Source organism: Streptomyces sp. HSW2009 (assembly GCF_040240285.1).
Classification (GTDB): Bacteria; Actinomycetota; Actinomycetes; order Streptomycetales; family Streptomycetaceae; genus Streptomyces.
The window spans coordinates 1-12,267 of the sequence record NZ_JBEHZD010000204.1 but is presented as its reverse complement, the minus strand read 5'-3'; the positions used below and the strand labels follow the sequence as shown (position 1 = coordinate 12,267).

The 12,267-nt window shown below is 76.2% G+C and carries 10 protein-coding genes; 6 read left to right on the top strand and 4 right to left on the bottom strand.

What is annotated here, in order from left to right; translation table 11 throughout:
- Nucleotides 1-181, top strand: a 181-nt coding sequence (locus AAHZ94_RS16930) for a hypothetical protein (RefSeq protein ID WP_349993734.1), incomplete at its 5' end; no start/stop codon positions are given.
- Between the two features lie 317 nt (nucleotides 182-498).
- Here the strand turns inward: AAHZ94_RS16930 and AAHZ94_RS16925 are convergent.
- Both AAHZ94_RS16925 and AAHZ94_RS16920 read right to left on the bottom strand, forming a co-directional pair.
- Entirely contained in the window at nucleotides 499-1,422 is a 924-nt protein-coding gene (locus AAHZ94_RS16925) for a TetR/AcrR family transcriptional regulator (protein ID WP_349993733.1), read from the bottom strand.
- A 309-nt stretch (nucleotides 1,423-1,731) separates the two neighbouring features.
- On the bottom strand, nucleotides 1,732-3,963 hold the full coding sequence (locus tag AAHZ94_RS16920; RefSeq protein WP_349993732.1) for an HAD-IC family P-type ATPase: 2,232 nt from the start codon (nucleotides 3,961-3,963) through the stop codon (nucleotides 1,732-1,734).
- 107 nt (nucleotides 3,964-4,070) lie between these two features.
- Here AAHZ94_RS16920 and AAHZ94_RS16915 point away from each other — a divergent pair, with 107 nt between their 5' ends.
- Complete coding sequence (locus AAHZ94_RS16915) at nucleotides 4,071-4,430, top strand: ArsR/SmtB family transcription factor (protein ID WP_349993731.1); 360 nt, start codon at nucleotides 4,071-4,073, stop codon at nucleotides 4,428-4,430.
- Nucleotides 4,431-4,486: 56 nt separating this feature from the next.
- Here the strand turns inward: AAHZ94_RS16915 and AAHZ94_RS16910 are convergent, their stop codons facing one another.
- Both AAHZ94_RS16910 and AAHZ94_RS16905 read right to left on the bottom strand, forming a co-directional pair.
- Nucleotides 4,487-5,965 carry a lipase maturation factor family protein gene (locus AAHZ94_RS16910; RefSeq protein ID WP_349993730.1) on the bottom strand — a complete coding sequence of 493 codons (1,479 nt, stop codon included), beginning with the start codon at nucleotides 5,963-5,965 and terminating at the stop codon, nucleotides 4,487-4,489.
- A gap of 129 nt (nucleotides 5,966-6,094) precedes the next feature.
- Nucleotides 6,095-7,669, bottom strand: a complete 1,575-nt coding sequence (locus AAHZ94_RS16905) for an alpha/beta hydrolase (protein WP_349993729.1) — start codon at nucleotides 7,667-7,669, stop codon at nucleotides 6,095-6,097.
- Between the two features lie 165 nt (nucleotides 7,670-7,834).
- On the opposite strand from AAHZ94_RS16905, the gene AAHZ94_RS16900 reads away from it, so the two are divergent.
- The 4 genes from AAHZ94_RS16900 to AAHZ94_RS16885 are packed head-to-tail and all read left to right on the top strand — an operon-like array spanning nucleotide 7,835 to nucleotide 12,109.
- Entirely contained in the window at nucleotides 7,835-9,091 is a 1,257-nt protein-coding gene (locus tag AAHZ94_RS16900; protein WP_349993728.1) for an ATP-grasp domain-containing protein, read from the top strand.
- A complete protein-coding gene (locus AAHZ94_RS16895) occupies nucleotides 9,088-9,909 on the top strand; it encodes a Rossmann-like domain-containing protein (RefSeq protein WP_349993727.1) in 822 nt (273 codons plus the stop codon). The genes AAHZ94_RS16900 and AAHZ94_RS16895 overlap by 4 nt, the downstream gene beginning before the upstream one ends.
- The gene (locus AAHZ94_RS16890) at nucleotides 9,903-11,003 is read left to right on the top strand and encodes a PLP-dependent cysteine synthase family protein (protein ID WP_502964695.1); all 1,101 of its coding nucleotides are present in this window, start codon (nucleotides 9,903-9,905) and stop codon (nucleotides 11,001-11,003) included. Before AAHZ94_RS16895 ends, AAHZ94_RS16890 begins: the two co-directional genes overlap by 7 nt.
- The gene (locus AAHZ94_RS16885) at nucleotides 11,000-12,109 is read left to right on the top strand and encodes an enolase C-terminal domain-like protein (protein ID WP_349993726.1); all 1,110 of its coding nucleotides are present in this window, start codon (nucleotides 11,000-11,002) and stop codon (nucleotides 12,107-12,109) included. Before AAHZ94_RS16890 ends, AAHZ94_RS16885 begins: the two co-directional genes overlap by 4 nt.
- The last annotated feature ends 158 nt before the right edge of the window (nucleotides 12,110-12,267 follow it).

Sequence of the window (12,267 nt, the reverse complement as noted above, 5' to 3'; positions counted from 1 at the left end):
TGCCCCCCGCGTCGATCCCGCTCCGCGTCACGGCTGGCCCGTGTCCGTTGCGTACCGCCGCCCGCCGCCCGCCGCCCCCCCCCCCCCCCCCCCCCCCCCCCCCCCCCCCCCCCCCCCGCCCGGCGCGCGCCCCGCCGCCCCCCCCCGCCCGCCCCCCCCCCCCCCCCCCCGCGGTCGTTAAAGGGCTGCGGTCGCTGAGGGCTGTGGTCGTTGCGGGTCGGGGAGCGCGGGATCGGCGCGGCAGTGTGCAGCGCGTTCGTACGGTTCGTACGGTCGGGTGAGTGCTGTGCGATGACCAGCGGGGCCCAGCAGCCGCCCCCGCCCGCCGCTGGTGCCGTCCTCGCTGGCGCCGTCCCCGCTGGTGCTGTGGGCCGTCGTGCGGGCGCGCGCGACGCCGGCTGGACGGGCCCGCCGCGGTGGCGCCACCGGGACGGGCGCGGGCGGACCGGGGCGCCCTCGTCCTGCTCTGCCACCCGCCGGGGCGGTTCGAACCGTGCCCTAACCGCCCTGTGCCAGGGCCCCGTCCACGATGTGCGTGACGCCGAGTTCGTAGCTGTACGTGTCCGTCAACCGTCTTGAGCGGTCGGCCAGTTGGGACAGGTGGGGGAGTGGGGGCGACTCCTGGTCGGACGTGGCCGCTGCGACGTAGTCCGGGCGGGGCCGGTCGTCGTCCGAGCGGTGCTCCGGTGCGGTGGACAGGGCCTGGCCGGCGGTGAAGTAGCAGAGGGTCTGGCAGGCCCAGAAGGCCCGCTCGTCGCTGAGGCCCAGTTCCGTCAGCGCGGCCACGACCTCCTCGGTGAGCCAGCCGGCCGACGTGCCCACCGATTGGCTGCGGGCGACGATCGGCACCATCCACGGGTCGGCCAGGAACGCCCGGTGCATCAGGGCGCAGGCCGCCAGCACCCGTTGCCGCGGGTCGGCGGGCAGGTCGGGGCGTGGCAGCGTGCGCGCCACGTGTTCCAGCACCGAGACCAACAGCGCGTCCTTGTCGGCCACGTGGTGGTACAGCGCCGTCGGCGTGCTGTGCAGCGCGGTGGCCAGCCGGCGCATCGTCAACTGCGCCGCGCCCTCGGTGCGCAGGATCTGATGGGCCGCGGCGACGATCCGCGCGCGGGACAGCCGCGGCGGTCGCCCCCGGCGTCGTGCGGCCGGGCCGTTCGTGGTCAGTGCTCTGCCCTCGCGGGTCGCGGCGGTCGTGACGATCTCGACGGCCTTGACGGTCTGGGCGCACCGGGGTGGCCCGTCTCCCGGCCGCCCGTCACGTCGGCCGTCGTCGTCGCCGTCCGGCCCGGCGCCCCGGCGCCCGGGTGCCGTCGTCGAGCTTGCCCCGAACCGCCCCGGCCCGCACCTCAGCCACGCCCCGTGCGCCGCGCCTCGCGCCTCGCATCCCCTACTCTGCGCCCCGAACTCTGTGCCGCGCATCTCGCGCCATGCGCCTCACACGCCACACCCGGTGCCCACCCCACGCTGGGTCCCGCCCTCCGCGCCCGCGCCCGTGGATGGCCGCTCGCCGGCGCGGCTACTCGTACGCCATGCCCTGGCCCGCGTTCCGCCCTCGGCGCCTCACAGCCCACGCCCTGTGTCCCACGCTCGGCGCCTCACACCCGCACCCCGTGCCCGTGGCTTGGCCGCTCGCCGTCGCGGTCACCCCGTACGCCGCCCCCGGCCCGCGGACGGCCGCAACTCCGCAACCACCGCAATCGGCCGCCCCCACCCCACTCCCACCAACCCTCAGCCTGTCGCCCCTCGCCGCCACTGCGCCCCGCGCAACAGCCGCAGCCCGTTCAGGCCGACCAGGACGGTCGAGCCCTCGTGGCCGGCGACGCCGAGCGGCAGGGGCAGGTGGCCGGCCAGGTCCCAGATCACCAGCGCCCCGATGCACACGGCGGCGATCACCAGGTTCTGCCGCACCACCCGGCGGGCCCGCCGGGACAGTGCCACCACGGCGGGCACCGTGCCGAGTTCGTCGCGTACGACCACCGCGTCGGCCGTCTCCAGGGCCAGGTCGGAACCGGCCCGGCCCATGGCCAGGCCGCTGTCCGCGGCGGCCAGCGCCGGCGCGTCGTTGACGCCGTCGCCGACCACGAGCACCCGGTGCCCGGCCTCCTGCCAGCCGCGGACCGCCGCGACCTTGTCCTGGGGCAGGAGTTCGGCGCGCACGTCGGTGATGCCGGTGTCGGTGGCGAGCCGGCGCGCGGCGCGCTCGTTGTCGCCGGTGAGCAGGGCCGGCTCGGCGCCGGTGAGGTGGCGCAGTGCGGCGACCGCAGCGCCCGCGCCCGCGCGCGTACGGTCCTCGACGGCCAGCACCGCGACCGGGCGGTCGGCCACCGTGAGGACGACGGCGGTACGGCCCGCCTCCTGCTCAGCCGCCACCATCCGGCGCGCCTCCGCCACCTGGCGCGCCTCCGCCGCCCCGGGCGGGTCCGCGCTCATGGACGACACACCCACCTGTGGCGCGCCCACCGGCGGCGCGCCCACCTCTGGCACACCCACCGGCGACACACCCACCTGTGACGTGTCCACCTGTGGCACACCCAACGGCACACCCACCCGCGACCCACCCGAGGGCGCCGGGCCGCCGGCCCTCTCGCCGAGCGTCGCGGCCGGGCTGCCGACCCGTACCCGCTGACCCGCGACCAGCGCGCGCACCCCGCTGCCGGGGGCGGAGTCGAAGTCGTGCGCCGGCTCCAGGGTGAGGCCGCGGGCCCGCGCTGCCGCCACCACGGCCCGGGCCAGCGGATGTTCGCTGGGCTGCTCGGCGGCTGCGGCCAGGGCCAGGGCCGCGTCCGCCGGGGAAACCCCGGCCGGACCCGCCTCCGCTGTCGCGCCTGCCGCGTCCGCCGTCCCTGCCGCCGCCCGATCGGGCCGCCCCGGCACCGGCCCGACGACGTGCACCGCGGCCAGCCGCGGCGCGCCCTCGGTGAGCGTGCCGGTCTTGTCCAGGGCCACCCGGTCGACCTCGCCGATGCGCTCCATCACCACGGCCGACTTCACCAGCACGCCGTGCCGCCCGGCGTTGGCGATCGCCGACAGCAGCGGCGGCATGGTGGCCAGCACCACCGCACACGGCGAGGCCACGATCATGAACGTCATGGCCCGCAGCAACGTCTCGGTGAACGGCGCGCCGAACGCCAGCGGCACGGCGAACAGCGCCAGCGTGGCCACGACCACGCCGACCGAGTAGCGCTGCTCCACCTTCTCGATGAACAACTGGGTGGGCGCCTTGGTCTCGCTGGCCTCTTCCACCAGCGCCACGATCCGGGCGATGACCGAGTCGCCCGCGTCGCGCTCCACCCGCACCCGCAGGGCGCCGGTGCCGTTGAGGGTGCCGGCGAAGACGGGGTCGCCGGGCCGCTTGGGCGCCGGCAGCGGCTCGCCGGTGATGGTCGCCTGGTCCACGTCGCTCGCGCCATCGGTGACCGCGCCGTCGGCGGGCAGCCGCTCGCCCGGCCGCATCAGCACCACGTCACCCACCGTCAGCTCCGCCACGTCCACCCGGTGCTCGGTGCCGTCCGCGGCCAGCCGGCGGGCGGTGGCCGGGGCCAGGTCGAGGAGGCCGCGCACCGAGTCGGCCGTACGCCGGGTCGCCAGCGCCTCCAGCGCGCCCGAGGTGGCGAAGATGACGATCAGCAGCCCGCCGTCCAGGAACTGGCCGATGCCCGCCGCGCCGAGCGCCGCCACCACCATCAGCAGGTCCACGTCGAGCGTCCGCTCGCGCAGCGCCGCCAGGCCCGCCGAGGCCGGCTCCCAGCCGCCCGCCGCGTAACACACCGCGTACAGCGGTCCCCACGTCCAACCGGGCGCGCCGGCCAGGTCCAGCGGGAGCGCCAGGAGGAAGGCGAGGGTGGCCAGCGCCGCCCAGCGCACCTCGGGCAGCGCGGCCACCGGGGTGCGGCGCGGCGGCGGGGCGGCGGCGTCGGGGGATGAAGGGGCGTGGGGCTCGTCGACGAGCTGGGTGGCCATGGCGGCGTACCTCTTCGCGGGCGATGGCGGGCGGGGGCACTCACCATAGCCGAATACATGAAGAGGTCTTCAGGTGTTCGTAAAAACTCGTGGTTACGATGACCCGTATGGGACACGGAACAGGCGGAGCCAAGGGCGAAACCACCCCGGTGGAACTGCTCGACGCGGACTCCGCCGCCACGATCGCCGCCACGCTGCAAGCCCTGGCGACGCCGTCGCGGTTGATGATCCTCACCCGGTTGCGCCAGGGCCCGTGCCCGGTGACCGAATTGGCCGAGGCCGTCGGCATGGAGCAGTCGGCCGTCTCCCACCAACTGCGCCTGCTCCGCGCCCTCGGCCTGGTCACCGGCTCCCGCAAGGGCCGGCGGATCGTCTACAGCCTCTACGACCACCATGTGGCCCAACTGCTCGACGAGGCCGTCTACCACATCGAGCACCTCCGCCTCGGCGCCCGCGACCTGCCCTGACGCCGCGCTGGCGGGTGGCGCGGAAGCCGGGCCCAGGGCGCGGGCCGGCCGGCCGGTCAGCGCTCGTGGTGGGGTGGGGCAAGACCGGCTCGGCGGGCCGTGGCCTCCAGCGTTTGCGCGGTGACCGGCGGCAGGAAGGCCCCGACCGGGGTGCGGTGCCACCAGGCGCCGGTGGCGCGCAGTTCGTGCCAGGTGGTGAAGCGGTACGCGTAGAGGCTGGCCCGCACCTGCGTCGGTGGTGTGTCGGGGAAGGGGTTGCCGCGCAGCAGCCGCAGCGTCGCCCGGTCGCCCGCGAGCAGCTTGCCCAGCAGCGGGGCGAACCACGGCCTGGCGAACGAGGGTGACAGCGCCGCGAACCACATCATCCAGTCGAGCCGCCGGTGGTAGGGCGCGCACGCCCGCGGCAGGCGGCGCGGATCGCCCGGCTTGCCCTTGAACTCGTACGCCCGCCACTGCGGCTCGACCGTGCCGGGCGGGGCGTCGGTGCCCTCGATGACCACCTCGTGCCGGTGTCGGCTGACGCTGCCGAAGGCGCCGTACGCGCCGGCGATGTGCAGCGGGTTGAAGGAGGCGTTCATCCGCTGGTGCCTGGCGAACAGATTGCGCACCGGCCAGTAGCTGAGCACCACCACCAGCGCCGTGACCGCCAGCACCAGCACCGTGAACCACACCGGTGGCGTGCCGCGGTCCGGTGGCGCGCCGGTGCCGGACAGGTCGCCGATCAGCTCGCCGTCCACGGCGGTCACGGCCAGCGCGATGGTGAGCCAGTTGAGCCAGGCGAAGTTGCCCGAGAGCACCAGCCAGAGCTGGGTGCCGATGATGACCAGCGCGGCCACCGAGGCCACCGGCTGCGGGGTGAACAGGGCGAGCGGCACCAGGAGTTGGGCCACGTGGTTGGCCGCGGTCTCCACCCGGTGCAGCGGCTTCGGCAGACGGTGGAAGAACCAGCTCAGCGGGCCCGGCATGGGCTGGGTCTCGTGGTGATAGTCCAGGCAGGTCAGCTCGCGCCAACAGCGGTCGCCGCGCATCTTGATCAGACCGGCGCCGAACTCGACCCGGAACAGCAGCCACCGCACCAGCCACAGCACCAGGACCGGCGGCGCGACGCGGGAGTTGCCCAGGAAGACGGCGAGGAAGCCGGCTTCGAGCAGCAGCGACTCCCAGCCGAACCCGTACCAGGTCTGGCCGACGTTCACGATCGACAGGTACAGCACCCACAGCGCGGCCCACAGCGCCATCCCGGCCGCGAGCGGCACCGCGTCCGCGCCGCCGGCCAGGACGAGCGCGGCGAGCGCGACCCCGCCCCAGGCGAGCGCCGCGTACGCCCGGTCGCTGTAGTGGAGGTGGAAGAGGCTGGGCGCCGCACGGAAGGGCACCCGGGCCACGAACTGCGGCACCGGGGTCAGCCCGTGCGTGCCGAGCAGCGCCCGGAACTGGAGGGCCGCGGTCAGGAACGCCGTCAGGTACAGGGCGGCCAGCGCGCGTTGGAAGACCAGCCGGCTCCACCAGTAGCCATCGGCCGTGAACCACTCCATGCCTCTCACTCCTCGCCTTCGCCCACGGGAGAGCGCGCCATCCCTACCACCCGGCGGGTGGCGGGCGCCGCTTCTCGCCCGGCAGCGTGTCGCGCGCGGGCCAGGGCGCAGGGCCGCGGGCCCGGGCGCTCAGGGCCCCTCGTGCGCCGGCAGCCCCGCGCCGCGGCAGCTCAGGTCGGTGGCGGGGAGGGCGCCGGCGAGCAGGTACCCGGTCACCGCCCGGTCCACGCACGGGTTGCCCCGGCTGGCGAAGACGCCGTGCGCGTAGTCGTTCCGCAGGGTGACCAGGCGCGCCCCCGGCAGGGTGGCCGCAAGGCTCCGGGCGCCGACCAGTGGGGTGATCGGGTCGTGCTCGCTGGCCACCAGCAGCGGCGGCGTGGCGAGCCGGCCGCCGAGCGGGGTGCGGTGGCGCGGCCGGTGGTGCCAGAAGGCACAGGCGCTGGCCTCCAGGCCGACCAGTACGGGATCTCGGTCGCGGCGCCGCAGGGCGCGCACGTCGGCGATGACCTGCCGGGGGCTCGGCCCGGGGCCGTCCGCGCACTTGACGACCCGGTTGGCCGCCTCGTAGTTGCGCGAGGCCGGGCCGTCGAACGGGGCCGTGGGTCGCAGCCCGGCGACGGAGCCGGTCCGCAGGTAGTCGCGCAGGCCGTCGCCGAGCGGGGCCCAGCGTTCGGTGCGGGCCAGGGCCCGGTAGACCGCACGGTCGAACTCGGCCGGGCCGAAGCCGTCCACCGGGGCCGCCGCGAGAGCGGCACGGGCCCGCCGGTAGGCCGCGTCCACCTGGCCGGCGCTCTCCCCGAGCCGGTACCTGCCGGCGTCGCCCGCCCACCACCGGAAGAGCCGCCGGCGCTGGTCGATGAGGGCCGCGGCCTGGCGTACGTCGAAGTCGTGCCAGTCCCAGGGGCCGACCACGCTGTCCAGGACCAGGCGGCCGGTGCGGTGCGGGAAGAGCGCCGCGTAGGCCGCCCCCAGGTAACTGCCGTAGGAGACGCCGAAGAAGTGGGTGCGCCCCTCGCCGACGGCGGCCCGGATGGCGTCCATGTCCCGCGCCGTCGCCGCCGTGGACAGCGCGTCCAGCGCCCCGTCCGCGCCCGCGGCGCAGTCTGTGGCCAACTGGCGCAGCGCACTGAGCTGACGGCGCTCGGCCGCCGCGCCGCGGGGTATCGGGTCGGCGCCCGGGCGGTCGAACAGGCCGCCCATCGCACCGCAGTGGACGGGGGCGCTGTGGCCGACGCCGCGCGGGTCGAAGCCGATCACGTCGTACGCGCGGCGCACCGGCTCGGGCAGCTTGGCCCGCTTGGTCACCGCGTACGAAAGGCCCGCGCCCCCGGGCCCGCCCGGGTTGACCAGGAGCGCGCCGCGTCGCTCGGCCGCGGTGCCCGAGGCCCGGACGCGGGAGACGGCGATAGCGATGGCGGGCCCGGTCGGGCGGTCCCAGCGCAGCGGCACCCGCACCGTGCCGCACTCGACCCGATCGCCCTGCGGCGGGGCGGGCACGTCGGCCGGGCACGGGCCGAAGGCCAGCGGCGGGTGGGCGGTGGTTGCGGGGTCCGTGGCGGGCTGCGCGCTGGCCGGGGTCAGCGTGAGCACGCTGGCCAGCGCCGCGCCCGTCGCGGTGGCGCGGCGGCGTCGGCGCGCCCTGGTGTCGCGGTGGTCGCGGGCGGTCTGCGCGGGGGCCGGAGGGGGCGTGGGGGTGCGGGGCACGGCGGGCTCGCAATCGGGACGGCGGTCGACGGAAGGGTGGGTCAGCTAGATGACAATGAAAATGATTATCGATAACGTGTCGTCCCAGTCAACAGGCCCGGCCGCCCCAAGGCCCCCCTTCGGCGTGCCCCGGACCCCCCAAGTGCCCTGTCAATGAGGAGAGTTGTGGGTCATCTTCTGATGGTCGAAAGCTGGGTCGGAGCCATGAGCCGACTGCTGCCACGCGCCCTGCGCGAGGGCGGACACGAGTTCACCTTCCTCACCCGTGACCTGCACCACTACCTACGCAACGCGGCCGAGGGCACGCGCCACCCCCTGCTCGGCGCGCGCAACGTCCTCACCTGGGACACGCACGACGTCGACGCGCTGACGGCCCAGGTGGCACGGCTCCAGCCGGTGCTGCGCTTCGACGGCGTCCTCACCTCCTGCGACTACTACCTGCCCACCGCCGCCCACCTCGCCGCCCATCTCGGACTGCCCGGACCCGCGCCGGAGGCCGTACGGAGCGCCTGCCGCAAGGACCTCACCCGGCGCGCCCTCCAGGAAGCCGGCGTGCCGGGCCCCCGCTTCGCCGTGTGCACCGACTGGCCCGCCACCGCAGCCGCCGCCCGCGAGATCGGCTATCCACTGGTCATCAAGCCCGTCGACCTGTGCGCCGGGATGTTCGTACGACGCGTGGACGACGAGGCCGAACTCGCCGCCGCCCACCGCGCACTGGCCGACTTCCCGGTCAACGCCCGCGGCCAGCGCCGCGCGCCCCAGGTGCTCGTCGAAGAGCTCCTGACCGGGCCCGAGGTCAGCGTGGAGTCCGTCTCCTTCGACGGGCTGACCCACGTCGTCGGCGTCACCGACAAGAGCGTGGCGGGCGCCCCCGCGTTCATTGAGACCGGCCACATGTTCCCGGCCGCGCTCGACCCGGCCGCCGCCGAGGCCGCCGCCGACACCGCGCGGCAGGCCATCGCCGCCCTCGGGCTCGACCGGGTCGTCGCGCACACCGAGATCAAGCTCACCCCGGACGGCCCCCGCATCGTGGAGGTCAACCCCAGGCCGGCGGGCAACCGCATCACCGAACTGGTCCGCCGCGTCACCGGCATCGACCTCGCCGCCGTCCTCGGCGACCTCGCACTGGGCGCCACCCCGGACCTCACCCCCCAAGACACCGGCCTTGCCAGCGCCGCCGTCGGCTTCCTGGTCCCCGGCGCCAGCGGCGTGTTGGAGACGGTGCACGGCGCCGCCGAACTCGCCCGGCGCCCCGGCGTCCTTGAGGCCCAGTTCGCCGAGCCGGGCACCGCCGTCCAGGCGACCGCGAGCAACAACGGCTACCTCGGCCACGTCATGGCCGGCGACCCCACCGGCGGCGGCGCCCGGGCCCGCGTCGAAGACCTGCTCGCGGGCGTACGGGCCGAGGTGGTGGCCCGATGAGCACCGCACTGCACGCCGCCACCGGCTACCCCGACCTGCTCCGCCGGGTACGCGCAGGCGAACTCGGGCCCGACCCCGCCCACCAGCGGATCTCCGTCGCCTTCAGCACCAGCCAGGCCGTGCGCCACCCGGGCCGCACCCGCGGCTACCACAACGAGGTGCTCAGCCTGCGGCTGGCCGGCGCCGTCGGTTGTTGCGCCGTCGAACCCGGGGCCCTGCGCGCCGGCACGCTCGACGAGTGCGTCGGCGTCGACGTCGCCACCCTGCTCGACCACCGGCTGCCGGCCGTCCGGGTGGCCGCGCTCGACGCCTACCTGCTGCACGCCTTCCCACCCCACCGCGACCCACGGGCCAGGCCGCACCGGCTACCGGCCGGCACCTCGCTCGACAAGTCGCGCGCCCGCGCGCGTGCCGTCGCCGACCTGCTGCCGGCCACCGCGCGGCAGGTGCTGGTCGTCGGCGTCGTCAACTCGCTCCTTGAGGCGCTGCGCGCCCGCGGTATCGGCTACCTGCCCTGCGACCTCAAGGGCGGCAGCACCGAATGGGACGAACCCATCCACGCCGACGCCGCGGCCGTCCTGGACCGCTGCGACGCCCTCCTGGTCTCCGGCATGACGCTCGGCAACGGCAGCTTCGAGGCGCTGCGCCAACACGCCGCACACCACGGCAAGCCACTGGTGGTGTTCGCCCAGACCGGCAGCGCCATCGCGCCCAGACTCCTGGCGGCCGGCGTCAGCGCCGTATGCGCCGAGCCGTACCCGTTCTTCTGGCTCGACGGCGGCGACAGCGTCATCTACCGGTACGGACAGCCGTGTTGACCGGCGCGGCCGGGCTGCTCGCCCCGACGGCCGAGGACCCCGCCGCCGCTGCAAGGCCCGAACTCCTCGCGCTCATCGGCCGCACCCCGCTCGCCCGCATCACCGCTGCACTGCCAGGACCGCACCCCGGATTCTTCGCCAAGCTCGAAGGGCTCGGCGCGGGCGGAATGAAGGCCAGGGCCGCCGTCGCCATGCTGCTGGGCGCCCGCGAACGCGGCGAACTCGCCCCCGGCGCGCCCGTCGTGGAATCCACCTCGGGCACCCTCGGCATCGGCCTCGCCTTCGCCGGCCAGGCCATCGGCCACCCGGTGGTGCTGGTCTGCGACGCCGAACTCGAACCCGCCATGCGGCAGTTGCTGCGCGCCCACGGCGCCCGGCTGGAGATCGTGGAGCGGCCCGCGCCCCGCGGCGGCTGGCAGGCCGCCCGCATCGCCAGGCTCCGCCAGGTGCGCGCCGCCCTGCCCGGCGCGTACTGGCCCGACCAGTACAACAACCCCGACAACCGCGCCGGCTACGCCTCGTTGGCCGCCGAACTCGCCGGCCAACTCGACCACCTCGACGTCCTGGTGTGCAGCGTCGGCACCGGCGGACACAGCGCCGGGATGATCGGACCGCTGCGCCGGCAGTGGCCGGCCCTGCGACTGATCGGCGTGGACGCCACCGGCTCCACCATCTTCGGCCAGCCCGCCAGGCCACGCCTGATGCGCGGCCTGGGCAGCAGCATCCATCCGCGCAACGTCGCCTACCGCGCCTTCGACGAGGTGCACTGGGTCGGGCCGGCCGAGTCGGCCGACGCCTGCCGGCGGCTGGCCAGGTCCAACTTCGTCAGCGGCGGCTGGAGCACCGGGGCCGTCGCCCGGGTCGCCGCCTGGGCCGCCCGGGTACAGCCCGGCGCGGTGGTCGCCACCGTCTTCCCCGACGGCCCGCACCGCTACCTCGCCAGCATCTACGACGACGCCTTCACCACGGCCCACGGCATCGACCCGGCCCGCGCCGCCACCCGCCCCGTCGAGATCCCGCACCCCACGGCCGTGGAAGCCACCGGCTGGGCGCGCTGCCGCACGGTCATCGACCCCCTGGAGACCGCCCCGTGAGAACCACCGTGCGCACCACCACGCTGCACCTCGCCGAGCCGCTGCGCATCTCCCGCTCGGTCATGGCCGCCCGTGACGCGGTGTGGCTCACCATCGAACACGCCGGCTCGTACGGCCACGGCGAGGCCGTCGCCAGCACCTACTTCGGGCTCGACGCGCGCACCATCGGGCGCCTGCTGGCCGACGCCTCGCGCGACCTTGCCCGGCACGGCGACCCGCAGAGCGCGCTCGACGCGCTGCGGGTGGGGGAGTTGCCCGCGGCCGACGCCCCGCCGGCCGTGGTCGCCGCCGTCGAAGCGGCCCTGCTCGACCTCGTCGGCCAGCGCGCGGGCACCCCCGTACACCGGCTGCTCGGCGCCCCCGCCGCACCGGTCGCGGGCCCCGCCCGCACGCTCGGCATCAGCACCGCGGACCACGCCGCCGAGACCGCCCGCCGCCTGGCCGCACACGGCTTCCGCACGCTCAAGGTGAAGGTCGGCGGCGCCGACCCGGAGGCCGACCTGGCCCGGGTGCGCGCCATCGGGGCCGCGGCCCCCGGCGTGCGGCTGCTGCTCGACCCGAACGGGGCCTGGACCGCGGCCGAGGCGCGCGTCCTGCTGCCCCGGTACGCCGCCATCGGCGTGGCCGCCGTCGAACAGCCCACCGCACCCGGCGACCCGGACGCGCTGGCGGCGCTCGCCGCCGACTCGCCGGTGCCCGTCATCGCGGACGAGGACGCCGTCACGCACGAGGACGTACGCCGGTTGGCCGGGCGGGTGCACGGGGTCAACGTCAAACTCGCCAAGTGCGGCGGCGTGTACGCGGCGCTGCGCATCGCCGACCTCGTCGCGGGCAGCGGCACCGCCCTCATGCTCGGCTGCCTCACCGCGAGTTCGCTCGGCATCGCCCCCGCCGTACACATCGCCGACCGGGCCCGCTGGGTGGACCTGGACGGCCATCTGCTGCTCGCCGCCGACCCGTGGACGGGCATCGGCGGCACCGACGGCACGGTCCGCGCGCCGGAGCGCCCGGGGCTCGGCCTGCGCCCCGTACTTCCCGTACGCCCCGTGGACCCGACGGCCGGCGCTGACGGTGCCGACCGACCGGCGCCCCGACCGGCGCCGTGACGGGCGATGCGACGTGCCCTCTGGCCGGCCAGGCGATGCCCTGCGGCCGGCGACGTGCGGGCCCCCCCGCCCCCCCCCCCCCCCCCCCCCCCGCGCCGCCCCCCGCCCCCCCCCCGGGGGGCCCCCCCCCCCCCCCCCCCCCCCCCCCCCCCCCCCCC

Coding starts and splice junctions, on each gene's coding strand:
- AAHZ94_RS16895 (WP_349993727.1), top strand. CDS start 9,088: ATGAGCACCGCACTGCACGCCGCCACCGGCTACCCCGACCTGCTCCGC.
- AAHZ94_RS16915 (WP_349993731.1), top strand. CDS start 4,071: ATGGGACACGGAACAGGCGGAGCCAAGGGCGAAACCACCCCGGTGGAA.
- AAHZ94_RS16920 (WP_349993732.1), bottom strand. CDS start 3,963: ATGGCCACCCAGCTCGTCGACGAGCCCCACGCCCCTTCATCCCCCGAC.
- AAHZ94_RS16925 (WP_349993733.1), bottom strand. CDS start 1,422: ATGCGCGGCACAGAGTTCGGGGCGCAGAGTAGGGGATGCGAGGCGCGA.
- AAHZ94_RS16910 (WP_349993730.1), bottom strand. CDS start 5,965: ATGGAGTGGTTCACGGCCGATGGCTACTGGTGGAGCCGGCTGGTCTTC.